The sequence below is a fragment of the Burkholderia sp. BE17 genome, assembly GCF_009362305.1.
Lineage (GTDB): Bacteria > Pseudomonadota > Gammaproteobacteria > Burkholderiales > Burkholderiaceae > Burkholderia > Burkholderia pyrrocinia_C.
On the sequence record NZ_WHNU01000064.1, the window covers coordinates 15,732 to 39,240 of the forward strand.

Consider the following 23,509-nt stretch of genomic DNA (forward strand, 5'->3'; position numbering starts at 1 on the left):
TTCAACGCGGCGCGCGCCCTTCCCACGCGTCCTGAAGCAGCGCGCGAATCGCCGCGCGCTCGATCGGCCGCGGGTTCGCATACGGATTCCGGCAGGCAAGGTCGGCCGCTTCGTCGAGGCCCTCCTGCGGCATCCCGATGTCGGCGAGCGCCGGCGCAATGCCGAGCTGCTCGTTCAGCCTGAACAGCAGCGGGCCGGCTTCGGCCGCGTCGTTCCCGCCCAGCGCCCGCGCGACGCGGCACAGCGCGTCGGGCGCAGCGGCGTGGTTGTAGTGCGCGGTATGCGGCAACATGGCCGCGTGCGTCTGCGCGTGCGGCAGGTTGAAGGTGCCGCCGAGCGTATGACAAAGCTTGTGATGCAGCGCCATGCCGACCGCGCCCAGGCAGGTTCCCGCGAGCCACGCGCCATACAACGCGCGGCTGCGCATCGCTCGGTCTTGCGGATCGCGCACCACGACCGGCAATGCTTCGCCGAGCGCGCGAATCGATTCCTCGGCCATCAAACTGATCACCGGGTTCGCATCTTCCGAATAGAGCGCCTCGACGGCATGCGCCATCGCATTGACACCGGACGCCGCCGAAATGCCCGGCGGCAGCGACAACGTCAACGACGGGTCGTAGAGCACGGTACGCGGCAGCACGCGCGCATCGCGCCCGGTGCGCTTCAGCCGGCCTTCCGTGAGCCCGTAGATCGGCGTCATCTCCGAGCCGGCGTAAGTCGTCGGCACGGCCAGTATCGGCAGCGACGATTCGAGCGCAATGGCCTTGCCCAGCCCGATCGTGGAGCCGCCGCCGATCGCGATGCAACAGTCCGCGCCCAGCTCGGCGGCCATCTCGCGCGCGGCGCGCGCGACTTCGACCGGAACGTGCATGACCGCCTGTGTGCACACGCCGGCCGCACGATCGCCCAGCAGCTCCATCACACGGTCGGCGAGCGGCCGCTGCTCGGGCGTGGACAGGATGAGCGCGCGGTGCGCGCCGAGCGCCGACAGCTCGTCCGGCAGCCTGGCGAGCGCCCCCCATTCGAACACCACGCGGGAAGGCAGACCTTGATAGACGAAGCGTTCCATGAAAGCCTCAGCGCTTGAAATGCGGCGGCACGTTGCCGTCGACATTGACCCAAACCGACCGAGCTTCAGTGTAATCGTGCATGGCTTCGAAGCCCATCTCGCGGCCATAACCCGACTTGCCCACGCCGCCGAACGGGCTGCCCGGACTGACGCGCTTGTAGCAGTTGATCCAGCACATGCCCGCATTGATCTGCGACGCCATCTTGTGGGCGCGCGAGAGGTTCTGGGTCCAGAGGCCGCTGCCCAGCCCGTATTCCGTCGCGTTGGCGATGGCCAGCGCTTCCTCGTCGCTGCCGAAGCGCAGCACGCTGACGAACGGACCGAACACTTCCTCCTGCGCGATGCGGTCGGTCGCGCTCTTCGCTTCGATGACCGTCGGGCGCACATAGTAGCCATTGGCCAGCGCCGGATCTTGCGGTGCGCTGCCGCCGGTGAGCACGCGGCCGCCCTGCTCGCGTGCGACGTCGACGAACGACAGCACGCGATCGAGGTGCTGCTTCGACGTCAGCGGGCCCATCTCGGTGTTGGCGTCGAACGGGTTGCCGATCCGGATCGACGATGCGAGCGCAACGAACCGTTCGAGGAACGCATCCGCGATGCGCTCGTGCAGCACGAGGCGCGACCCCGCGATACACGCCTGCCCCTGGTTATGAAAGATCGCCCATGCGGCGCCGTTGATGGCCGCGTCGAGGTTGGCATCGTCGAAGACGATGTTGGCGCCCTTGCCGCCCAGTTCCAGTTGAACGCGCTTCAGGTTGCCCTGCGACGCTTCGACGATCCGGCGGCCGGTTGCGGTCGAACCCGTGAACGCGATCTTGCCGACGCCCGGGTGTTCGGCGAGCCGCTGGCCGGCCGTATGCCCGTAACCGGGAACGATATTGACGACGCCCGCGGGGAACCCGACCTCGGCCATCAGTTCGACGATGCGCAACGTCGACAGCGGCGTGATTTCCGACGGCTTGAGCACCACCGTGTTGCCGGCGGCCAGCGCCGGGCCCATCTTCCAGCTCGTGAACATCAGCGGGAAATTCCACGGCACGATCTGCCCGACGACGCCGATCGGCGCGCGCTGCACATAGTTCAGGAAGCCGGTGTCGACGGGAATCACCGAGCCTTGCAGCTTGTCGGCCATGCCGCCGAAGTAGCGGAAGCACGCCGCCGTGCGCGGCACGTCGAGCGCGCGCGAATCGCGAATCGGGTGGCCGGTGTCGAGCGATTCGAGCTGCGCCAGCTCCTCCGCATGGGCCTCGATCGCATCGGCGAGGCGCAGCAGCAGCCGGCCGCGTTCGGCTGCCGGCATGGCCGACCATTTCGGGAACGCGCGGGTCGCCGCTTCGACGGCCAGGTCCACGTCCGCCGCTGTGGCCGCGGCGATCTTCGTGATGACGGAGCCGTCGTGAGGATTCAGCACGTCGATCGTGCCGCGGTCGACGGCGTCAACGAAGCGCCCGTCGATGAAGAGTTGGGTTTGCATGAAACGTCCTCGGTATTGTGCTGAAGCTGAAACTGAAGCGCTGCTCAGAACGCGATCGGATACGGCGCGAGCTCGCCGCTCTCGTAGCGTTGCGGCAGGTCCGGCGTCGCGTTTTCCCAGACCAGCAGCATCGAACGCTTCGTCGAGTAGCCCTGGTGCCGGATGTCGGCGGGCATCGCGCAAATGTCGCCGGCGCGCATCGTGACGCGTGCCCGCGGTGCGCCGGTGTTCTTGTCGCCGATGTCCCACACGATTTCGTCGGACAGTTGCAGGAACCATTCGACGCGGTCGTTGCCATGGAACACGGGCAGGATGAATTCCTCGGTGGTCGGGCAGAACAGGCTGCGCCCGCACGCCGACGTGACCGACGGATTCCACGTCACGTCCGAGCGCGACAGGTACTTGAACAGGTTGAATGCATGCAGTTCGCCTTCGAAGCCCGGCTCGACATGCACTTCCGGCTCGTCCTGCGCGACGTCGAGGAACGCGCGGTTGACCGGCAATTCGTCGCGCAGCGGCGAATCGCCTTCGAGGCCCGGCATGCGGCGCGTCGCGATCCGCGTGCGCTCGATGGCCGAACCGTTGTCGCCATGCTTGCGCCCGAATGCCGTGCCCGTTTCCTCGGGCGCCGCGAACGGGTCGAATCCCTCGTTCGTCCAGTCGTGCAGCATCGCCTTGAAGGTCGCCATGATCGTCGGCGTTTCGAAGGTCTCGGTGTAGTCGACCCCGGCGTCTTTCAGGATGCCGTTGAAGGTGCCCGCGTACATGTCCACCTTGCCGTAGTGATTGCGCGTGCCGAACACGTGATCGAAATTCACCCACCCGTAGAAGAAGCCCCACGCCACGTCGCGCATCATTGCGCGCAGGAACGCGTCCGCCGGCATCGCATGCGTGCGGGTCTGGCCTTTCGCGGGCCAGCTGATCTTCACGAAATACTCGTCGCGCTGGAACGCGAACTCGCCGAGCTGGAAGCGGCGATAACCGGTGACGGCATCGGCTTGCGTGGATCGCACCAGATCGGCGGCAAAACCGGCGGAAGGGTCGAGGGTCTCGAGGGTGGCCATAACGTGTCTCCTGGAATATTCGAATGTGAGCGGTCGGAACAGTCAGTGCAGGCAGATCTCGGCCCACTTCTCGACGGACAGCTCGCCGAGGATGGTCTGCACGAGCGCGACACCCGGCTTGCCGGCGACGAAGCGGTATGCACAGCCGGCCGGCAGCAGCGCCTGATGCCCCTTGCGCAGGACGACGTACCCCATCTTGCGGCCGGCCGGTTGCGCGCCGGCGCTGACGGTGCCGCGGCCCGATGCCGGCGGCGTGTCGAGCTTGATGAATTCGATCCGGACTTCGCCGTCCATCTGGATCGTGAATTCGTCATGCGCACATGCGAACCAGGGCGACTGGCCCTCGGTCCTCAGCACTTCGATCACGTATTCGAGATTCTTGCCGGCGACGACCTTTTCGTAAGGGGCCGACTTCGATGCCACCTCGAAGACGTTCGAGAAGGCGTAGTGCTGGGCGCTGCCGCTGGTGATTTCGATCTCGCCCTTCTTGTAGCTGTCGAGCGAGCCAAAGACGGTGTGGAATGCCGTGTCGGTCATTGCTGTCTCCTGAGTTGAACCGCTTGTTGGATTCCACTCTAGGGGCAACGGACAGCGGCAACAAGGCAACGGATGGCGATTACGGCATTTGCGTTTCGCGAATAATCCCGCGGCTCACCGCACCCAGCCACGCTCCAGAAGCGGAAGATCCCACGGGGATTCGTCGCCGATGTAGTCGGCGAGGAATTCGACCAGCGCCTTCACCTTCAACGCCTGTCGCTGCGTTGCGGGATAGACGGCTGCAAAGCTCAGCGGCGCGAGCTGGTAGTCGGTCAGGATCGGCACCAGCCGGCCCGCGACGAGCGCGTCGCTCGCCACGAGCGTGGGCAGGCAAACGACGCCGCCGCCGGTCAGCGCGTACTCGCGCAGCAGGTGAACGGAGTTCGAGCGAATCATGCCCGGCAGCTCCATTTCGACGACCTCGTCGTCGCGCGTCATCGTCCAGCGATTGCGCGACGGATAACCCGAATACAGCGCGGTGGTGTGCTGCAGCAAATCGCGCGGATGTTGTGGCGCACCATGCGCTTCGAGGTAAGCGGGCGACGCGCAGAAGAGACGCCTGACCGTGAACAGTCGTCGTTCGATCAGCGATTCGGAAATCGGCGGAAAGATCTGGAACGCGATGTCGAAACCTTCTTCGACAGGGTCGACCACGCGATCATTGACGATGACGTCGAGCTGGATGCCCGGGTAGCGTCGATTGAATTCGACCAGCGGCGCACCGAAGTGATCGAGCGCGAAACCGGGCAGCATCTGGATGCGCAGCCGCCCGGTCGGCGTGGCGCGAAGCTCGCGCATCTGGTCCGTCAACTCGTTGACGCGCCCCACCACCTCCGCGCACTCGCGATAAAACGCCTCGCCCACTTCGGACAAGCGCACGTGGCGCGTGCTGCGATGGAACAGCGGCGCATTGACGAACTTCTCGAGCTGCTGGATGCGGTTCGTCACGACCGAACTCGTCACACCAAGCTGCCGCGCGGCCTCGGCGAAGCTGCTCGCCTCCGCGACTCTTACGAATGCCTCGATGCTGAGAAACCGGTCCATACCGCGCCTTTTTTTCGACAGCGAAACCGGCAGTCTACCTGCACCGGGCAACGGGCTGTGTCATGCGAAAAGCGTCACTGTGTCGCCGAATCGATGTCAATCGCGGAGCGGAGCGACACCGGCGTTCGCCAGCACCCGCGCCCGCGCGGGCATTACCTCGGTTGCTCGCCGGCTGCCAGCTCGGGTTGCACGACCACGCGACGCTGCAGCACGGCAGGCGCGGTTTCCTTCAACAGCATGCTGACCAGGATACCCAGCACGACCGCGCACATCGGCAACCACATAATGTTCTGGATGCCGAAGTGTGCCGCGACGTAGCCGCCCATCGCCGGCGCGATGCCGCCGCCGAAGATCTCGCCGACGCCGACCACCACGCCGATCGACGTCGACACGAGGCCGACGGGCGCAGCCTCGGTCGCGACCGGGCCGGACAGCAGCGACACCAGCCCGAGCGTGAAGAACGACGCGACGAACAGGACGCCGAACAACGCGAGCGGCTGCGGGCCGAGGCCGCGGAAGATATAGAGCATCACGGCCGTTCCCGCGAAGCCGACGATGCTCGCGAGGCGGCGCCCGACCAGGTCGGAGAGGCCGGGCAACCCGAACTGCCCGAGAAAGCCGCCGAAGCCGATCGCCGACACCACGAGGCCCATCTTCTGCGTGCCGAGCGACAGGTAATCGGTCAGGTACAGCGGCAGCAGCGCGCCGAGCACGAAGACGCCGGTCATCGCGCAGCACAGTGCGGCCATCGCCACGAGGATGTTTCGGCTCTTGAGCACATGGCCGAGCGACGCCGGCGCGTGTTCCGACGCGACCTCCTTCACGACCTTCGGTTCGCGGATGACGAAGAACATGATCGCCCCGAGGATCAGGCCGGGAATCGCCACCAGTGCAAAGACCCAGCGCCACGACACGAAGCCGAGCAGCTGCGTGGCGATAATCGGCGACAGCGCCAGGCCGAACAGCGCGAAGCCGCTTTGCTGCAGGCCGAGATTCAGGCCGCGCCGCCGCGGATGCGACGCGTCGGCCGTCGCCGCGAAGCTCGTCGGGCAGAACGAACCCTCCGCGACGCCCATCAGCCCGCGAATCACCATCAGCCCGAGCAGGCCGCCCGCGAGCCCCGAAAAACCCGACAGCAGCGAGAACGCGATGATGGCGGGAATGAGCACCTTCCTGCGGCCGATCTTGTCCGAGATGCCGCCCATCAGCGCCGCGAACACGCCCCACGACAGGCCGAGCACGCCGATGCAGTTGCCGACGTCCTGCGCGGTCAGGTTGAGGTCCTTCATGATCGAAGGGAACAGCGGCGCGATGAGCCAGCGGTCGAGGCCGACCAGCCCGAAGCCGAGCGCCAGCAGCGTCACCGCCTTCCACTCATAGGAGGTATCCCACTCGTTTGCTTTCATTTCCGTCTCCGAGGACGCTGGTTCGCCTGCGCGCGCCGCAGCGCCTGCGCATGAGTCAGGTCCGATGTTTTTCGTGTGGTGTGCGACGCGAATCGCGACGAAGTGCCGGCCGCCTTTCCGGTTCGACGCATCGAATCCAGCCAGCCGACGCCACCACGATAGGTGCAAGGCTGCGGATCGGGTATGGAACAACCGGCGAACGCGCCATTCGCGAAATGCAAATAATCGGACGCGAGGGGGCGGGAAGTGTCTACGGGGAAGCGCGGAGCGAATGGACGCGGCGTTGAAATGACGCTCACGCGCATGCGTCACGGGGAAATCCCTCATGGACATCGAAGAATCGGCGTACCGCTCCGTTTACGCCCTGCATGCAGACGAACCGGCATGCTGGGCTCCCTTCCGACACCGCAATGTGTCGCAGTCCATTCCGAATCGGGAAAAGTCTGATTTTTGAATTTTGGCAACCTAATTCAGTTTGACGAAAAGCCAGTCACCGCGGCGCGGCTGACTCGCAAAGATCAGACATGAATATCGCCAAATATGCTCTACATAGGACTTTTATTAAAAAATCCACCTCGACAAAAAACGTCAAACACTGTTTCCCAAGGCGTTATTTTTCGTCTCGAAATATCAATATGCATTGAAACCGATATAAATTTGATATTCTCCGCATCGAAATTACGAGTGTCGTCGCTTTATTAAACCGAGAGTCCGATTCGAACAAGTCCGAATCCGGAAAATAATAACGAGATTGCCGTTATGTCGATAGCAGCAACACTTCGAAACTTTGCATCCGGTCTTGTCGACTGGAACAAGCGGCCGGTCGCCCTTCATTTCGGGCAGGCGCAACGCGCAGTCGGCCATCTGCTGGCGCTCCATCATGCCGATATCCGCGAAGGGTTGATGTCGGGCATCGACGGGTACCTGACCTGCGTTTCCACACGCGATCATCTATCCCCCACGCTGTTTCTCGGCCTGCCTGTATCGGTCCGCCTGACGACCGACCGGGGCGACGTGCGGACGATCAATGCAATCGTGCGGGACGTGCATATCGGTCAATCCGATGGCGAGCTGACGGTGTACCAGTTGCACGTCTGCGATGCGCTTTCGTTGATGGACTACCGCACCAACTCCCGCGTATTCCGATCGATGAGCGTTATCGAGGTTCTTGCCACGCTGATGAACGAATGGCGACAACGCAGCGCCGCACTCGCGCGTGCATTCGATTTCGACCTGTCCGGATTGCGAACCGAGCGCTATCCGGCACGCGAACTGACGCGGCAGGTCAACGAGTCGGACGCTCGTTTTGTGCGTCGACTGCTGCGGCGCGACGGCATCACGGTTTTTGCGAAGGCCGGGCCGGTCGGAGGGGCGCGTAGCACGACCGAAGAGCGGCCGATCCATACGCTCGTATTCTGCGATGACCCGCTTCGATTGGCGGAATCACCCGCCGGTACCGTGCGTCTTCACCCGCGTGATGCAGGAACCGAACTACGCAATACGGTGACGCTGTTCGCTCGTTATCAAAGCCTGTCTCCCGGCAAAGCCAGCCGTCCGTCGTGGGACTACAAGACGGCCCGCATGGACGTCTCCGTCATCGCAAGCAGCATCGATCAGGGCGACGCCGGCAACGACCTTGCCCGACTGCTGACCGATGTGGCGATCGATATTCCGCACGTCGGCGATTCGTGGAACGATCACGACCGCATCACGCACGACCGGATACTCGCCCACCAGTTCGAAGCGGAGCGCTGCGACGGTATCAGTAGCGTGCGCGATATGCCTGTCGGCTACTGGTTCACGCTGACGGGCGACCCCGAACTGGACATGAAGCTGGCTGAACAGCGGCAGTTCGTCGTGACGTCGGCTCGGCACGATATCCTGAACAACCTGCCGAAAGACCTGACGAGCCGCGTGAACGCGCTGTTCGCGGCGAGCCGGAATCTCACGCGAACCACACCGTTCCCGCCGGCCGATGCGTCGGACCAAACGGACACGCGTTACGAGAACAGTTTCACGTGCGTGCGTCGCGGTGTGCCGCTCAAGCCGTCCTACGATCCGGAAATCGACCTCCCGCCGGCTCACCTGCTGACCGGCACGATCGTCGGCACGCAGGGGGAAGAAGTGTTCTGCGACAAAGCCGGCCGCGTGCGCGTGCGGATTCACGGCTTCGATCCGGAGGATCACGCGCACGCGCAAGGTGCCGGAACGAACGGGTCGGCCGGCGACAGCGCGCCCATACGTGTCGCGGCGAGTCTCGCGGGCGGCAACTTCGGTGCGCTCTTCCTCCCCCGCGTCGGCATGGAAGTCTTGCTGGGGTGCCTGTCGGGCGATCCGGACCGGTTGGTCATCATCGGGGTTTTGAGCAACGGCGCAAACCCGCCCGCGACTTTCACGCATGCCGGCGCGCTACCCGGCAACCGCTACGTGTCCGGGATCAAAACGAAGGAAATCAAGGGTCGTCGGTACAACCAGCTTCGCCTGGACGATACGCCATCGCAAATCTCGGCGCAGTTGGCGAGCGAACACGCGCATACCCAATTGAATCTGGGGTACCTGACGCAGCCCCGGAAAGACGGACACGGAAGCGATCGGGGCGAAGGTGCGGAACTGCGCACCGACGCCGCAGCGGCGTTGCGCGCCGCCCAGGGCATTCTATTGTCGACCTATGCGCGCACACGCGCGACCGGTGGTCAGATCGATCGCGACGAGCTGATTCACTTGCTCGACCAGTGCGCCGAACTGTTCAAATCGCTCGGCGACTATGCCGGCCAGCATGGCGGACAGTCCGCCGATACCGTCGGCCAGGACAAGATCGCCGATGCGTTCCGCAACTGGACACCCGGCAGCGCGGAATCCGGCGCAGCCGGTGACGCATCCGCATTGCTGGCGTTCGGCGCGCAGGCAGGATCGCTGCACGTCACTCCCAAAACGCATGTCATGTATGCGGGCGAGAACATCGATCAGATCGCACGGCAGCACGTGCAACTCGCCAGCGGCGAGCGCATCGGTCTGCATGGCGGTCATGGCATCGCGATGTTCGCGCATAGCGATGGCGTGTCGCCGGCACGACCGACCCGGAGCATCCCGTCGCCGTCGTGGTGATGCCACCATCGAAACTCACGACGATCGATCCGGACAAGGACTGGTTCCGCGCGCGCGGCGGGAACAACGCCTATCTGCCGTGGTGGGGCCGTCGTCACGACACGAACTACGGAACGCAGGGCTATTCGTGGTGATGCAAACCGACGCGGCAGCGCGTTTCGAGCGAACGCGGCCACCGCGCCAAGTCATTCAGGAGATTGGTTATATGCGAGGAATTATTCGAGTAGGCGACGTACACACCCACGGCGGCCGGGTCGAGTCCGGAGCCGGAAGGAGCAAGGTAATGGGGCGCGCGGTCGCCCGCATTGGCGACGCGTGTTCATGTCCGATTCACGGAGCCGGTGTGATTGCCGAAGGTGACACGGCGTTTGATGTCGAAGGCAGCGCCGCAGCATTCGACGGCCACAAGACATCCTGCGGCGCGGCGTTGATTTCTTCCCTGCAAACTTCCGGGCGTGTCTGAATGCGGCAAAGCCGACGCATGAGCGCCGAACAGTTCCGACTGTTGAAGCTCCAAGATACCCGGATCAAGCCCATCAACCATTGGGCGTTGTTTGAAATCTTCGTGAAGGGCCGGTCACAGCGTGCGCTTGCCGCCGAACTCGGCATGACGTGTTCTGCCATGTCGCAACTTGTGCGGAAGGCCTGGCAAAGGTATCTGGAACTGCCGGGCAACGACACGCGCCTGGCCACACTGACGATTACGATCCCGGCAAAGTACGAAAGCGCATTGCATGCATGGGTTCGGGACGCTCACCGACTGGCCAAGCCATCCGATCCACAGTAACGACTTGATCGAACCCGGGGAACAGTAGCGACCGCCCCCGAATGGGAAACAACGCTGGAAGGCGCCGCGTGCCCATCGTTTCACGGCAACCCGGCAATGGGGGCACGTCGCGCACGGTCCCGCCCACCAAGAAACAGATTCCACCATTCCACATTAAAAGAAAACGTTATTCCATATCAAGCTGGATCACCGACCTATTTTGGATCCATTTTCCCTCCTGTCCCCCGTATCATTTCTCCCATTCAGAATCGGCAAGAAACGGACATGAGCGATACCACCCCGCTGCACTACCTCGACTACGCGGCAACGACGCCCGCGGATCCCCGCGTGATCGAAGCGATGACGGCCTGCCTCGGCTTCGACGGCATCTTCGGCAATCCCGCATCGAGCTCGCATGCCGCCGGCCGGCTGGCCCGGGAACAGGTCGAGCGCGCTCGCGCGCAAGTCGCAGCGCTGATCGGCGCGGATGCCGACGAGATCGTCTGGACGTCGGGCGCCACCGAATCGAACAACCTCGCGCTGAAGGGTTATGCGGACACCGCGACCGACAAGCGCCACCTGATCACGAGCCGCCTCGAGCACAAGGCCATTCTCGATACGATGGCGAACCTGTCGAAGCGCGGGATGTCGGTCACCTTCCTGACGCCCACGCGCGACGGCGAAATCACCGCCGACGCGGTCGCCGCGGCGATCGGCCCCGATACCGGCCTCGTGTCGCTGATGCTCGTGAACAACGAGATCGGCACGCTGGCCGACATCGCCGCGATCGCGCGCATCGTGCACGCCGCAGGCGCGCTGCTCCACGTCGACGCCGCGCAAGCGCTCGGCAAGACGCCGATCGACGTGCGTGCGCTCGGCATCGACATGATGTCGATGTCCGCGCACAAGGTTTACGGCCCCAAGGGCATCGGCGCGCTGTTCGTGCGCCGCGACATCGCCGACCGGATCGCCCCGCAGATTCATGGCGGCGGACACGAGCGCGGGTTGCGCTCGGGCACGCTCGCGACGCATCAGATCGTCGGCATGGGCGTCGCGTGCGAACTCGCCGCTGAAAAACTCGACGGCGAAGCCGTGCGGATTGCTGCGCTCGGCGCACGCCTGACGGACGCGCTGTTCGCGCTCGGCGATGTCACGCAGAACGCGGCCGCTGCGCGCCGCATCCCGCACACGTTGAGCCTGACGGTGAGCGCACCCGGCTTTTTCCCGTTCATGCTCGGCGAAGCGCTCGCCGTGTCGTCTACATCCGCATGCAACTCGACCAGCGGCGCACCGTCGCACGTGCTGACCGCGATCGGCCTCGATGCTGAGGCTGCCGGCCGCACCGTGCGCGTGAGCTTCGGTCGCTTTACGACCGAGCAGGACGTCGATTTCGCGATCGCCTGTTTCCGGAAAGCGATCGAACAATGCCGCGCGACGGCTGCGAACGGGTTTTCAGCTTCGCGGCAGATCACGCCGGCCGACCTGAAGGCGATCCGGAATGCGGGCTTCCGCTCGGTCATCTGCAATCGCCCGGACGGCGAAGGCGACGATCAGCCCGCGTTCGACGAGATCGCGGCGGCTGCCCGCGAACTGGGCCTCGAAGCGCGCCACCTGCCGGTCGAGCGCGATCGCATTGGCGACGCGGAAGTCGATGCGTTCGAAGCATTGCTCGACACGCTGCCGAAACCCGTGCTCGCGTATTGCCGAAGCGGCAGCCGGTCAGCGGCGCTCTGGAATCGTCTGGCGGCTCGGCACACGGCCTGACGCGGAACACGGCCCGAACACGCTGCACCACCCGCCGTCGCACGCACAGGACGCCGATGCGTTGAGACGTCGCCGGGTGGTGACGCAGGCCAACCAATCAAGCCTCGGCCACCCGGCTGACGACTGCCGTTGCATGCCCCGCCGGCAATCCTGTCGCTCGCGCGCCGCTATTCGGCGACGCCCCCATCGCCACTCACCGGCGTATAAATCGCCAGCTTCAACGCGGGATCGTCGTTCGCCTGAAACGTCGCGTATTCGTAGCGCTGCGTGCCGCGTTGCGCATGCGCGAACACCTTCTGCCCGGACACCCCGCTGCGCACGTCGTGCGCATCCCACCATGTCGCGAACTCGTCGCTGCTCGCGCGCAGGCGCTCCACCAGCGCAATGAACGCCGGATCGTTCGCATGGAGATCATGGCTCGTGCGAAACAGCGCGATCATCCGGCGCGCTTCGTCGGCCCAACTCCCGGCAAAGAGCCGACGCGCGTGCGGCTCGACGAACATGTAGACCAGGATGTTGCGGTCGGCTTCCGCGAGCCGATCGAAGCCGAGCAGGTCGGCCGCGGCGGCATTCCACGCGAGGATGTCCCAGCGCCGCCCGGTCACGTACGCAGGCAGGTGAAGATTCGCGACGAGCCGCGCGATGGTGGGCGGCACGCTCTCCGGCACGAACGCACGCGACGTGTCGCGCCGCGCGAGCGCGCGCAGATGGGCGGCCTCGGCCTTGTCCAGCCGCAATGCGCGTGCCAGCGCGTCGAGCGTCGCGTCCGACGGGCTGACGTCGCGCCCCTGCTCCAGCCGCACATACCAGTCGACGCCGATGCCCGCCAGTTCCGCGACTTCCTCGCGCCGCAGGCCGGGCGTGCGCCGGCGCGGGCCGTCGTGCAGGCCGACGGCATCCGGCCGCAGCTTCTTGCGCCGCGAGCGCAGAAAATCGCCGAACGGGGTTCGCGTCGTAACGGTCATCGAGGTCGCTCCGTGCAGGGTGGTATCGGCCGATCCTGGGCTCGTGCCGGGCCTTGTTGCGGATTCTAAGCCTGCCAGAATCGGTGCGTCTCCCACCCTCTGGAACAGTCATGAAAGCTGCGATTCTGAAGTCGCTCGGCACGCCGCTCGCGATCGAGACGATGCCGGACCCAGTGCTCGGCACCGGCGAGGTCATCGTGGATGTCGTTGCGGCACCGGTGCTGCCCTATGCACGGGAAGTGTTCAGCGGCGAGCGTCAGTACCCGATCGAGCTGCCGATGGTGCCCGGCTGCGGCGCAATCGGCCGGGTCCGGCAAACCGGCCCCGACGCGACGAAGTTGCAGCCGGGCGACTGGGTGTTCTGCGATCCGACCGTGCGCGCGCGCGACGATGCGCTGATGCCCGACATCGTGCTGCAGGGCTGGAGCGCGCGCGGCGAAGGCGGCAAGCTGCTGCAGCGTTACTTTCACGACGGCCCGTTCGCCGAAAAACTGCGGGTGCCGACCGAGAACGCCGTGCGCATCGGCGACATCCCGCCGGCCGACGCCGCGCGCTGGTGCGCGCTCAATACGCTGCTCGTGCCGTACGGCGGGCTGCTCGCGTCCGATCTGCGCGCGGGCGAGATCGTGCTCGTCAGCGGCGCGACCGGCAACTTCGGCAGCGCAGGCATCGCGGTGGCGCTGGCGATGGGCGCGCGGTGCGTGGTCGCGCCCGGCCGCAATGCGCGCACGCTCGCGAATCTCGAACGCCGCTTCGGCGAACGCGTGCGCACCGTCGCGCTGACCGGCGACGAAGCCACGGATCGCGCACGCATGCAGCAGGCGGCGCCGGGGCCGATCGACTGCGTGCTCGACCTGATGCCGCCGGCGGTGCCCGCGACGACGGTGCGTGCCGCGGTAATGGCGGTGCGCCCGTACGGGCGCGTGGTGCTGATGGGCGGCGTCGGCATGCTCGGCGGTGCAGGGCTCGAACTGCCGTATCCGTGGATCATGCGCAACGACATCACGCTGCGCGGCAAGTGGATGTGCCCGACGGAAGCCGTGACGCTGATGACGGGGCTCGTCCGCGGCGGGCTGCTCGACCTCGGGCAATTCGACGTGACGGTGTTCGCGCTCGACGATGCGAACGAAGCGGTCGCGCATGCGGCGGCGAACGGCGGGCCGTTCAGGATGACCGTGATCGCACCTTGAGCTCCACGCGTGGCGCGCGGGCGAGCGATCATTGCGGCGTGCGATTCGACGGTAGGCGCGCGGCACGCTCTGCTCGAGTTCCCGCCCGCGAAGGCCGGGCTCATCGGCCTGGAGATCGTTCCGCGCGGGGCCTTCCTCAGGTGGGAGGCGTTGTTTGCGGCGGGCGCTGCACGAATTCCGCCCGCTCAGCGCGCGCCCGGCACCGCACGCTGCGGCAGCTACCTCGGATACTCCAGTTGCAGCGCGACCCAGCCTGACGTCGCGTGACCATAGCGTGCCGCGATGTCTGCGAGGACGCCGGGAAGCACCGCTTCACCACGCCGATCGTCCGGAATCGTCATGCGCTCGTGCCGGACATTCGCCGGCTGCGTCAGCAACCGCAGCCCGTGCTTCGACTCGATCACGCGCGCGTCCGCCGTCGCGACAACATCGCTGCGCCATGTCCGCGCCCAGGCGTCGGCGGTCAACGCAACCGAAAGTTCGTCAAACCCGTTCCCGACCGGAAGGTCGAACGTCTCATGCCGCCAGAACGCAACGCGGTTCAGCAACGCGGTCGCCACTGCACGCGCGGTCAACACGAACCGGCTACCGTCGTGAACATCGTTCCATGCTTGCGCGCCGAGGTTCCGCGCAGTCTCGCGGGCCGCTGCCGGCCCGCCCAGCGCACTCACCAATGCGAGCGAAGCGGGAATCGACGCCGACACGCCGGTCGTCGTCATTACGGTGCCGTCCATCACATAACGACGATCGTCGATCCACGTCGTATCGGCGAAACGGCGACGCAGGCGGTCGCGCGAATACCAGTGAGACGTCGCGGTGCGATGCCGCAGCAGGCCGGCGTTCGCGAGAACCTCTGCGCCGTCGCAGATCGCCACCATCGTCGCGCCGTTAGCGGCCTGCCTGCGCAGCCACGCCAGCACCGCCGGCCGGTCGGCACGATGCAGCGCGGGCACGATCACGACATCCGCACCCGACGGGACGGTGGCGTCGAACCGGTCGAACGTGGTATCGGCCAGCATGCGCAGCGCGGGCATCAGTTCGACAGCGCCTTCGTCGGCCGATACGGCAACGACATCGGCCGCACCGGACGTCTTCAGAATCGCGTAAGGGACGATGAAATCGGTCGTCTCCGTTCCGGCGTTGTCCGCGACGATCGCAACGAGAGGCCGCCTGCGGCCCTCCTTCGGCGCACTTGTCGCCAGTGTTCGTACGACCGGCAGCGTATCTTCCGCCATCGTCTGCACCGGCCGCCCCAACGCCCACGCGCCAAGCATCCCGCACACGAGCAGCACCGCTGTCCGGCGCATCGCCCTGCCTGTCTTCCGTTCCCGCATCGCCCACCCGCGTCGATCGATTGCACGTCCGGGAAATTACAAGGATCATGCTCGCGGTCACAAGGACAACTCCACCGCATTTTCTGCCATGTCCCACTCAACCTGTCCGGCACGCGACATCGTTGTCGTCGGCTTCGAAGGCGTCCAGTCACTCGACATCACGGGCCCGATGGAAGTGTTCGCGGTCGCGAACCGTTACCTTCCCGGCCATGCCGTGCCGTACCGGCTCACGCTCGCATCGCGAGAAGGGGACGACATCGTCACGCACGCAGGCCTGCGCCTCGCCGGTCCGACCGCACTTGCGGCACTGCCCGAGCGTATCGACACGATCATCGTCGCCGGCGGCAACGAAGCGGCGCTGCGACACGCAGCGTCGGATGCCGGCGTGCTGCCGTGGCTGCGCACGCGGATCGCGAGCACGCGGCGAATCGCGAGCATCTGCACGGGCGCGTTCGTGCTCGCCGCCGGCGGATGGCTGGACGGCAAACGTGCGACCACGCACTGGAACCAATGTTCGACGCTACAGGCGCTGTGTCCTGAAGCACGGGTCGAGCCGGACGCGATCTACGTAAGCGACCCGCCGTTCCATACCTCGGCCGGCGTGACAGCCGGCATCGACCTGTGTCTTGCGCTCGTCGAGGCGGACTGCGGTGCGCCGACCGCGCTCGCGGTCGCACGCGAACTCGTGCTGTTCATGCACCGCCCCGGCGGACAAGCGCAGTTCAGTGTCGGGCTCGACATCCAGGCGAGCGCGACGCCGCGCATGCGCGCGCTGCTCGCCGAAATCGCCGACGATCCGACCGGCGATCTTGGCGTAACCGCGCTGGCCGCCCGCATGCACATGAGCGAACGGACGTTTGCGCGCAATTTCTTCAAGGAGACCGGGCTCTCGCCCGCGCAATACGTGCTGGCAGCACGGGTCGAGCGCGCGAAGGTGCTGCTGGAGCGAGCCGACTGGCCGCTCGAACGGATAGCGGAACGTTCGGGATTCGGCAGCGTGGACGCGTTGCAGCGTGCGTTCGCCAAACGGGTCGGCACATCGCCGCGCGACTATCGTGCGCGCTTCGGGCAGCGACGCGACAAGCGGCAGACAGAATAGGCCGTCAACGGTTTCGGGGTCCGTAGCGATCGAGCCACGATGCCTGGCGTTCCGACGACGCGTGCGGCCACCTGCATGTTCGCGCCGAATCAGATCGTAAGCAGCCGCTTCGCACCGAAACGGACGGTTCGACGCCGCCGCCCGGCATCCGGGCCGAGTGCAGGTTGACGCCATGCCGGGAGCCCACTTGATCCGCAGCAATCGCCTTTCGGCAAATGCAGGGCATCCGGGCATCATCCGGCATTCAGGACGAGAAAATAATCCGCCGGCATGCCCTCAAACAGTGCACGCATCCGGATTTTCACTACATTGCCGAAATCCGATATTGACTGGAAATTTGGTTTCATACCGTTCACGCATCGGGCCGGAACGCGATGCCGTTCAACCGCGGCATCGCGTGCCGCCGACGAAATCCAGGAGCGGGCCGTAACCCATGGCCCGGGCGGCGATGACAGTCCTGCCACGCAGGACATTCGTGACGGAGCGAACATGGATGCAAAACTCGCGCCTGATTCAGGCACCGACAGTGACGTAAGCCTCCTGCACAAGATGGGCTATGCGCAGGAACTGTCGAGACGTATGAGCGGTTTCTCGAACTTCGCCGTGTCGTTTTCGGTGATCTGCATCCTGTCGGGCGGCATTACCGCATTTCAGCTCGCGTTTTCCGCCACCGGCGGCGCATCGATCGGCCTGGGCTGGCCGTTGGGTTCGCTGTTCGCGCTGATCGTCGCCGTGTCGATGTCGCAGATCGCGTCCGCGTTCCCGACGGCAGGCGGCCTCTATCACTGGGGCGCGATCCTCGGCGGGAAGAAATGGGGGTGGATGACGGCGTGGCTCAACCTGATCGGCCTCATCTTCGTGATCGCCGCGATCAACTTCGGTACCTACGATCCGTTCTTCAAGACGCTGATCGCGCCGATGTTCGGCGTCAGCCCGGACAGCCTGACCTGGTGGCATCAAACGGCGTTCATCGCGTTCATCACGATCTCGCAAGCCATCCTGAACGCACGCGGCATCAGGATCGCAAGCAGGATCACCGACCTGTCGGGCTATCTGATTTTCGTGGTGACGATCACGCTGGTCGTTTCGCTGCTCTACTACTCGCCCGTCGCGTTCGATGCGCATCGGCTGGTCACCTTCACCAATTTCACCGGTGTCGACGGCGGTGCGTGGCCGAAGCAGGCCACGCCGCTCGCGTTCCTGTCCGGCCTGCTGCTGGTGACCTACACCATCACCGGGTTCGACGCTTCCGCGCATACGTCGGAAGAGACGCACGATGCGGCCAAGAACGTGCCGCGCGGCATCATCGGGTCGGTGTTCTGGTCCGCGATCTTCGGCTACGTAATGGTGTGCGCATTCGTGCTGGTGATGCCCGACCTGACCGCCAGCATGAAACAGGGCACCGGCTTTTTCGAGGCGATACTCGCGCCGATTCCGAAGACCTTGCGCGTCTGCCTCGAACTCGCGATGTTCTTCATCAACTACGTGTGCGGGCTCGCCGCGATCATGTCGACGTCGCGAATGGTGTATGCGTTCGCACGCGACGGCGGGCTGCCGGCGTCGAAGCTGCTGCGCAGCGTGAATCACACGCACCGGACGCCCGGTCCCGCGATCTGGACGTGTGCGGTGCTCGCGATCGTCGTCACGTTGTATGGCGATGCGTTCTCGGTGCTGAGTGCCGGAAGCGCCGTGTTCCTATTCATCTCGTATGCGATGCCGCTCGGCTCGGGGATGCTGGCCGAAGGCCGCACGTGGACCGAAAAAGGTCCGTTCCAACTGGGCATCTGGTCGAAGCCGTGTGCGTTGCTCGCACTGGTGGGCGCCTGTGTGCTTGCGTATGTCGGCATCCAGCCGCCGAATGAAAAGGTGCTCTACGTGCTCGTCGGTTTCGTGGCGGCGCTCATGGTGATCTGGTACGGCTTCGGAGTGCGCAACACCTTCGCGGGGCCGCCGGTGCTGAAGGACACGCGGAATCTCGAGCGCATCCGCGAACTCGAGGCGGACGTCGATCCGTCCGTCTGAAGTTCGCTGAAACCGCCGACTCGCAGGTGTGATGCCGCGAGTCGGTTTTTTTCGACATCGACGCGGAACGATCGTGATCCGGCAATCCAACCCTTCGGGCCGTCGAACCCTCGCCTGACGGTCATGCACGTGATCTTCGCGAGGATCGCGTTGCCGGTCGCAACAGTCCTCGCGTGCAACCAGCGCACCGACCACGCGGCCGCCGACGGTCCGGGCGGCCGCGCCGGTTCGTCACGCCGCCCCTATTCCCCGCCGCCGTAGAACTGATTCATCCGATCGAGCTCGCCCGACTTCTGCGCGCGAATCAGTTCCTGCTTCACCTGAGCGCGCGTGATCGCCGCGGGGCCGCCCGCCTGCGACCCGGCACTGGGCATGGAACCCACTGCGGTGGCGCTGATCGCTGCATCCGAGGGCGTGCCGGGGCCCGTGTCGGCTCCGCCGTCCGCCCGGGCAAGCCCGGCCGCACCCAGCATGCAAACGGCGGCCAGTGCCGCCTTGTACATCGTCTTCATCGTGGCACCTCATATGAAAAAACATTGCGACTCATCCAGCGGGGACGGAGCCGATGTCCGCCGTCCGCGCGATTCGACGCACCTCGCCGATGCGACAACATCGGCCGTGACGGCATGCACCGCTCGTCGCAAATCGCGAGCATTCTGCTGCGTCACTCCAGTCAGAGGCCGGCTTCGCACGTTCGAGGTTCCATCGAGCGACCTTCGCGTCCTCCTGTGACATCCCCCGGACCAGCGCATTCGCATGCGAATGCGCAACATTGCCTCACGGCAGCTGGCGCATGCTCTTGCCTGCGCGTCGTGCCGCAACGCGAATCGAACGTTCCTGCGGCGCGCGCCCGCGATCGGGCAAATCTCGCGCTTCGAGCCACCGCGCACCGGGCGGGGCAACCGGCAGGAATGGATTAATGATAGAGATCGGCCTGCCGGTTTAACGCCCCCTGACGAGGGGGCAATTGTGGAATTCGTCGACATGCCGACCTAAACTGGACACCGTATGCGCAAGGTGCACGCGGCCCTCGTTCGACGCAGTCGCGAGCCGGCCCGTCGTAGTTCAAGGGGCGCACCATGTCCGACAAGTATGTCGCGCTAGCGGGCCACATCCGGCGACTGTGTTCGTTCGGCATCGAACCACGCCTCGTCATTCCTCATGTGGTTGAAGCGACGCGGCGCATCGTGGGCGCCGACTGGGGCATGTTCTTCTATACCGACGAGCACTATGCCGTGTCGGACGTATACAGCGAAAACGACACCGTCTATCAAGTCCTGCCCACCTACTTTGCCGAAGTCCACAACACCGAGAAACAGGAAGTGCTCGGCGTCACGTTCTCCGATGCGATGCGCCGCGGCCGCGGATTCGAAAACAGCGCCCGTTACGACGCCGCGCTGCTGAAGAGCGCCATGTATGCGCAGCTGTGGCGGCCGGTCGGCATGCGGCATTGTCTCGAGCTGACGGCGACCGATGGCACTCGCGGCTGGGGAAGCCTGAAACTGTGCCGCGCACCCGGCGGTCACCCGTTCTCGGAAAAGAATCATCGGGACATCGCGCCCTTCGCGCGACATATCGCGCATGCGCTTTCGTGCCCGATACATCCGCCGTCGCGCGAAGCGGAAGGCAGCCAGTCGTCGATCATGGTCATCGACAACACCGGGAAGGTCTTGCTGCAGAGCGAGGACAGCATAAGAATGCTGGCGCTCGCATCCGGCGAACCGCTTGCGTTCTATCGTCGCGACTGCTTTCCGAACTGGCTTGCGCCGCTGCTGACGAACGTCAATCGCATCTGGTGCGGCCTCCCGGTGGCACCCGCCACGATGGAACGCCGCAATGCGGCCGGCCGCTTCCGATTCAACGCGTATCGCTTCGCGCACGCGAGCGCGATGCACTGCGAACAGGCAATCGTGATCTACATCGAGCATTTCCTCCCGCACGAACTGGAAATCGAGCGGCTCGGCTTCGAGTTCGGTCTGACGGAACGACAACGGCAGCTCTGTTCGCTACTCGTCCTCGGCCACTCGCAAACCGCAATCGCGCGCTCCCTCGCGCTGCGCGACAGCACCGTCGTCGATCATGTGCGAAAGATCTATCGCAAGCTCAACGTCCACAACCACGACGAATTGCGCAGCGTCTTTCGCGTTGGCCGGCACGATTAGCGTCGCAGGTCGTGTCGCGTCGTGTAAGCGCAGTCGCCACCTGACGGCACGGCACCTTCTCTCGCCCCGATATCGCCCCGATATCGCCCCGATATCGCCCGGCATCATCGAATCAGACGGCCGAAAAACAGTTGTCGACGAACAGATGGGTGCCGTTGACGAAACTCGACTCGTCGGACGCGAGGAACAGCGCGGCCGCCGCGACTTCCGACGGCTCGCACAGCCGCCCCTGCTGAATCGCGATCGCCGCTTCGGTCGCGTCGACGCCCATCGCCTGCAGGTCCTTGAGTTCGCGCATCCCGTGCGGCGTGCGGATGAACCCCGGCGCCAGCGCGTTGCAACGAATCCCGCGGTCGCGGTACTCGACGGCAATAGCCCGCGCGAACATGTGGCACGCGCCCTTGGTCGCGTCGTAGAGCACTTCGCCCGGCGTCGCGCAGACCGCGGAAATCGACGACGTACACACGATGCTGCCCCGCCCCTTCTCGAGCATCTGCGGCAGTACCGCCTTCGTCATCAGGAACATGCTCTTGACGTTCACGCCCATCAGCCAGTCCCATTCCGATTCTTCGATGTCGAGGAACGGTTTGACGATCAGCGTCCCGGCATGATTGAACAGGATGTCCGCATTGCCGTACTGCTCCCGCGCCGCATCGACGGCCTGCCGGACCTCCGCCTGTTTCGACACGTCGGCGCCGAGGCCGATCGCCTGCAGGCCGGCATCGCGCAGCCGGGATGCGAGCGCTTCGGCGGCGGCGCCGTCCCGATCGACGATCGCAACCTTCGCGCCCTGTGCGGCGAACAGTTCGGACGCAGCCGCGCCGCATCCGCCGGCGCCCCCGCTCACGATGGCGACCTTGCCGGCCAGGCGGCCGTCAATCTTGACACTCATTCTTCGTTCTCCTGTCTGGTTCGATCGGCGCGCTCAACTGAACAGCGTCCGAAGATGATCGTTGAGGAAGTAACCTTCGGGGTCCACGCTGCGGCGCAGCGCGCGGAATGCTTCCGCCTTGGGAAACCAGCGGTCCACGTCTTCGCGGTTCGTGAAGTGCAGCTTGCCCCAGTGCGGACGCGAATCGTAGTCGCGCAGGATGTCGTCGACGTCCTTCAGGAACGGCCAGTAGTCGACGCCGTTCGGGCCGCCCGAGCATGAAATCGTGACGCTGTCCTGATGGTTGAACGGACTGATCCACGCCGGGTCGCCCTTCGTGAAGCGGTATTCGACCGGGAAAATGCAGTCGCGGTGCTTCGTGAGAATGAGGTCGCGGACGCGGCGCAGCGCTTCCTTTCCGTGTTGCGCGGGCACTGCGTACTCGAGCTCGTGGAAGTTCGGCACGTAGTGGATCGCATACACCTCGGAGCTGTATGCGATCTTCTCGTGTTCGCCCTCATGGAACGTGCGCTCGGCGGTGACATCCATCACCTTGATCTCGCACACGTCGTAGTCCTTCTTCGAATTCGACACCTTCGCGGTGTCGGGCAGGCAGTACAGGTGGCGGCTTTCGGACGTCGGGCACCAGAAGAAGCCGAAATGCCGATGCTGCGCCGCCAGGTCGTCGTATTGCTCCATCAGCGCTTCGAAATCCTCGCGCCAGACGCGGTCGTGCAGCCAGAACGCATCGGTCACCTGCAGCGTCATCTCCGAGACCACGCCGAACATGCCGATATTCACCTGCGTCGCATGGAGCAGGTCGAGGTCCTTCCGGTCGCTCACTTCCATGATCGAGCCGTCGGGACGCACGATGCGCATCCCGACGACCTGCGACGACAGGTTGCTCAGCGTCGTCCCCGTGCCGTGCGTGCCGGTGGCGAACGCACCGGCAATCGCCTGCGAATCGATGTCGCCCTGGTTGACGAGCGACAGGCCGATCTGCTTCAGGTGACGCGTCACCGCATTGAGCTTGGTGCCGGCCTTCACCGTCACGCGCTTGCGCGCTTCATCGACATCGACGATGCCCTGGTAGTCCTGCAACGACAGCAGCAGGCCGCTCGTCGCCACGACCGGCGTGAACGAGTGCCCCGACCCCGAGCATCGGACGTGCTTGCCCTGGCGCGTCGCGGTGCGCACCAGTTCCGCGATCTCGGCCTCGCTGGTCGGCGACGCCAGGTGCGCGGCCACGCACGACTGATTGCCCACCCAGTTTCTCCAGAATCCGCCACGGGGAAGTTCCATCAACGTCTCTCCAGAAAGGCACCGCGGTGCGTTGTCGGCATGGTTCGGCGGGGCGGCGGTTGGCTGTTGGCGGTTGGCCGCCCCGCCGTCCCGCCGAATCGCTCGGTGAAATTCGACGCGCGCGGGGTACGCCTCTTTCATCTCCGCACAATCGCCCGGCCGCGCACGCATATCGGCGGCCGGCCGGTCCGCGTTCGCGTGCCGGGGATGTCTCCGGGCGCCGGGCCACCGCGTCGCATTCGTGCCAAAGGTAGGGCGCCGAAAGGTTTTTCACTATCGGATTTCGGCAAGCGAGGGTTTCCACGAGGCCTGTCTCTTATAAACATCTGACGCTG

General features: G+C 65.1%; 18 protein-coding genes and 2 pseudogenes. 9 read left to right on the top strand and 11 right to left on the bottom strand.

Annotation, left to right across the window (positions count from 1 at the left end):
• Position 1 precedes the first annotated feature (1 nt).
• The 6 genes from GD429_RS37395 to GD429_RS37420 form a co-directional block, all read right to left on the bottom strand.
• Complete coding sequence (locus GD429_RS37395; RefSeq protein WP_152864880.1) at positions 2–1,069, bottom strand: maleylacetate reductase; 1,068 nt, start codon at positions 1,067–1,069, stop codon at positions 2–4.
• Between the two features lie 7 nt (positions 1,070–1,076).
• Positions 1,077–2,543, bottom strand: coding sequence for an aldehyde dehydrogenase family protein (locus GD429_RS37400; protein ID WP_152864883.1), 1,467 nt, complete (start codon positions 2,541–2,543; stop codon positions 1,077–1,079).
• A 44-nt stretch (positions 2,544–2,587) separates the two neighbouring features.
• Complete coding sequence (locus GD429_RS37405) at positions 2,588–3,607, bottom strand: hydroxyquinol 1,2-dioxygenase (RefSeq protein ID WP_152864885.1); 1,020 nt, start codon at positions 3,605–3,607, stop codon at positions 2,588–2,590.
• A 42-nt stretch (positions 3,608–3,649) separates the two neighbouring features.
• Positions 3,650–4,144, bottom strand: coding sequence for a hydroxyquinol 1,2-dioxygenase (locus GD429_RS37410; protein ID WP_152864887.1), 495 nt, complete (start codon positions 4,142–4,144; stop codon positions 3,650–3,652).
• Positions 4,145–4,258: 114 nt separating this feature from the next.
• A complete protein-coding gene (locus GD429_RS37415) occupies positions 4,259–5,188 on the bottom strand; it encodes a LysR family transcriptional regulator (protein WP_152864889.1) in 930 nt (309 codons plus the stop codon).
• Positions 5,189–5,340: 152 nt separating this feature from the next.
• Positions 5,341–6,594 (bottom strand): MFS transporter, encoded by a 1,254-nt coding sequence (locus tag GD429_RS37420; protein WP_152864891.1) that lies wholly within the window; start codon positions 6,592–6,594, stop codon positions 5,341–5,343.
• 759 nt (positions 6,595–7,353) lie between these two features.
• Here GD429_RS37420 and GD429_RS37430 point away from each other — a divergent pair.
• From GD429_RS37430 to GD429_RS37450, 5 genes and pseudogenes are all read left to right on the top strand, one after another.
• Positions 7,354–9,654 (top strand): annotated as a pseudogene (locus GD429_RS37430) (type VI secretion system Vgr family protein); the annotation flags it as partial.
• Positions 9,654–9,833, top strand: a pseudogene (locus GD429_RS41765) (virulence factor); the annotation flags it as partial. The pseudogenes GD429_RS37430 and GD429_RS41765, both read left to right, overlap by 1 nt.
• 71 nt (positions 9,834–9,904) lie before the next feature.
• Positions 9,905–10,162, top strand: a complete 258-nt coding sequence (locus GD429_RS37440; protein WP_152864924.1) for a PAAR domain-containing protein — start codon at positions 9,905–9,907, stop codon at positions 10,160–10,162.
• 18 nt (positions 10,163–10,180) lie between these two features.
• Positions 10,181–10,486, top strand: a complete 306-nt coding sequence (locus GD429_RS37445) for a TrfB-related DNA-binding protein (protein WP_152864895.1) — start codon at positions 10,181–10,183, stop codon at positions 10,484–10,486.
• 264 nt (positions 10,487–10,750) lie between these two features.
• A complete protein-coding gene (locus tag GD429_RS37450; RefSeq protein WP_152864896.1) occupies positions 10,751–12,229 on the top strand; it encodes an aminotransferase class V-fold PLP-dependent enzyme in 1,479 nt (492 codons plus the stop codon).
• A 167-nt stretch (positions 12,230–12,396) separates the two neighbouring features.
• On the opposite strand, the gene GD429_RS37455 is transcribed toward GD429_RS37450, so the two are convergent.
• Positions 12,397–13,194, bottom strand: coding sequence for a helix-turn-helix transcriptional regulator (locus tag GD429_RS37455; protein WP_152864898.1), 798 nt, complete (start codon positions 13,192–13,194; stop codon positions 12,397–12,399).
• Between the two features lie 110 nt (positions 13,195–13,304).
• Here GD429_RS37455 and GD429_RS37460 point away from each other — a divergent pair, with 110 nt between their 5' ends.
• Entirely contained in the window at positions 13,305–14,384 is a 1,080-nt protein-coding gene (locus tag GD429_RS37460) for an alcohol dehydrogenase catalytic domain-containing protein (RefSeq protein ID WP_152864900.1), read from the top strand.
• 218 nt (positions 14,385–14,602) lie between these two features.
• On the opposite strand, the gene GD429_RS37470 is transcribed toward GD429_RS37460, so the two are convergent.
• Positions 14,603–15,718 (bottom strand): DJ-1/PfpI family protein, encoded by a 1,116-nt coding sequence (locus GD429_RS37470; protein WP_152864902.1) that lies wholly within the window; start codon positions 15,716–15,718, stop codon positions 14,603–14,605.
• Positions 15,719–15,806: 88 nt separating this feature from the next.
• Here GD429_RS37470 and GD429_RS37475 point away from each other — a divergent pair, with 88 nt between their 5' ends.
• Positions 15,807–16,817 carry a GlxA family transcriptional regulator gene (locus tag GD429_RS37475; protein WP_152864904.1) on the top strand — a complete coding sequence of 337 codons (1,011 nt, stop codon included), beginning with the start codon at positions 15,807–15,809 and terminating at the stop codon, positions 16,815–16,817.
• A 489-nt stretch (positions 16,818–17,306) separates the two neighbouring features.
• Positions 17,307–18,839 carry an amino acid permease gene (locus tag GD429_RS37480; protein WP_152864906.1) on the top strand — a complete coding sequence of 511 codons (1,533 nt, stop codon included), beginning with the start codon at positions 17,307–17,309 and terminating at the stop codon, positions 18,837–18,839.
• 242 nt (positions 18,840–19,081) lie between these two features.
• Here GD429_RS37480 and GD429_RS37485 read toward each other — a convergent pair whose 3' ends face one another.
• Complete coding sequence (locus GD429_RS37485; protein ID WP_152864908.1) at positions 19,082–19,351, bottom strand: DUF4148 domain-containing protein; 270 nt, start codon at positions 19,349–19,351, stop codon at positions 19,082–19,084.
• Positions 19,352–19,918: 567 nt separating this feature from the next.
• Between GD429_RS37485 and GD429_RS37490 the strand changes: the two genes are divergently transcribed.
• Complete coding sequence (locus GD429_RS37490) at positions 19,919–21,001, top strand: helix-turn-helix transcriptional regulator (protein WP_152864910.1); 1,083 nt, start codon at positions 19,919–19,921, stop codon at positions 20,999–21,001.
• Between the two features lie 112 nt (positions 21,002–21,113).
• Here the strand turns inward: GD429_RS37490 and GD429_RS37495 are convergent, their stop codons facing one another.
• Together GD429_RS37495 and GD429_RS37500 are read right to left on the bottom strand one after the other, a co-directional pair.
• On the bottom strand, positions 21,114–21,893 hold the full coding sequence (locus tag GD429_RS37495) for an SDR family NAD(P)-dependent oxidoreductase (RefSeq protein ID WP_152864912.1): 780 nt from the start codon (positions 21,891–21,893) through the stop codon (positions 21,114–21,116).
• 33 nt (positions 21,894–21,926) lie between these two features.
• Positions 21,927–23,174 carry a D-arabinono-1,4-lactone oxidase gene (locus GD429_RS37500; protein ID WP_152864914.1) on the bottom strand — a complete coding sequence of 416 codons (1,248 nt, stop codon included), beginning with the start codon at positions 23,172–23,174 and terminating at the stop codon, positions 21,927–21,929.
• Between the last annotated feature and the right edge of the window lie 335 nt (positions 23,175–23,509).

What these genes read in the sequence shown, in the direction of transcription:
- GD429_RS37480 (WP_152864906.1), top strand. Translation starts at nt 17,307, where the DNA reads ATGGATGCAAAACTCGCGCCTGATTCAGGCACCGACAGTGACGTAAGC.
- GD429_RS37445 (WP_152864895.1), top strand. Translation starts at nt 10,181, where the DNA reads ATGAGCGCCGAACAGTTCCGACTGTTGAAGCTCCAAGATACCCGGATC.
- GD429_RS37415 (WP_152864889.1), bottom strand. Translation starts at nt 5,188, where the DNA reads ATGGACCGGTTTCTCAGCATCGAGGCATTCGTAAGAGTCGCGGAGGCG.
- GD429_RS37400 (WP_152864883.1), bottom strand. Translation starts at nt 2,543, where the DNA reads ATGCAAACCCAACTCTTCATCGACGGGCGCTTCGTTGACGCCGTCGAC.
- GD429_RS37490 (WP_152864910.1), top strand. Translation starts at nt 19,919, where the DNA reads ATGTCCGACAAGTATGTCGCGCTAGCGGGCCACATCCGGCGACTGTGT.
- GD429_RS37500 (WP_152864914.1), bottom strand. Translation starts at nt 23,174, where the DNA reads ATGGAACTTCCCCGTGGCGGATTCTGGAGAAACTGGGTGGGCAATCAG.
- GD429_RS37410 (WP_152864887.1), bottom strand. Translation starts at nt 4,144, where the DNA reads ATGACCGACACGGCATTCCACACCGTCTTTGGCTCGCTCGACAGCTAC.
- GD429_RS37450 (WP_152864896.1), top strand. Translation starts at nt 10,751, where the DNA reads ATGAGCGATACCACCCCGCTGCACTACCTCGACTACGCGGCAACGACG.
- GD429_RS37470 (WP_152864902.1), bottom strand. Translation starts at nt 15,718, where the DNA reads ATGCGGGAACGGAAGACAGGCAGGGCGATGCGCCGGACAGCGGTGCTG.
- GD429_RS37395 (WP_152864880.1), bottom strand. Translation starts at nt 1,069, where the DNA reads ATGGAACGCTTCGTCTATCAAGGTCTGCCTTCCCGCGTGGTGTTCGAA.
- GD429_RS37440 (WP_152864924.1), top strand. Translation starts at nt 9,905, where the DNA reads ATGCGAGGAATTATTCGAGTAGGCGACGTACACACCCACGGCGGCCGG.
- GD429_RS37420 (WP_152864891.1), bottom strand. Translation starts at nt 6,594, where the DNA reads ATGAAAGCAAACGAGTGGGATACCTCCTATGAGTGGAAGGCGGTGACG.
- GD429_RS37405 (WP_152864885.1), bottom strand. Translation starts at nt 3,607, where the DNA reads ATGGCCACCCTCGAGACCCTCGACCCTTCCGCCGGTTTTGCCGCCGAT.
- GD429_RS37485 (WP_152864908.1), bottom strand. Translation starts at nt 19,351, where the DNA reads ATGAAGACGATGTACAAGGCGGCACTGGCCGCCGTTTGCATGCTGGGT.
- GD429_RS37495 (WP_152864912.1), bottom strand. Translation starts at nt 21,893, where the DNA reads ATGAGTGTCAAGATTGACGGCCGCCTGGCCGGCAAGGTCGCCATCGTG.
- GD429_RS37475 (WP_152864904.1), top strand. Translation starts at nt 15,807, where the DNA reads ATGTCCCACTCAACCTGTCCGGCACGCGACATCGTTGTCGTCGGCTTC.
- GD429_RS37460 (WP_152864900.1), top strand. Translation starts at nt 13,305, where the DNA reads ATGAAAGCTGCGATTCTGAAGTCGCTCGGCACGCCGCTCGCGATCGAG.
- GD429_RS37455 (WP_152864898.1), bottom strand. Translation starts at nt 13,194, where the DNA reads ATGACCGTTACGACGCGAACCCCGTTCGGCGATTTTCTGCGCTCGCGG.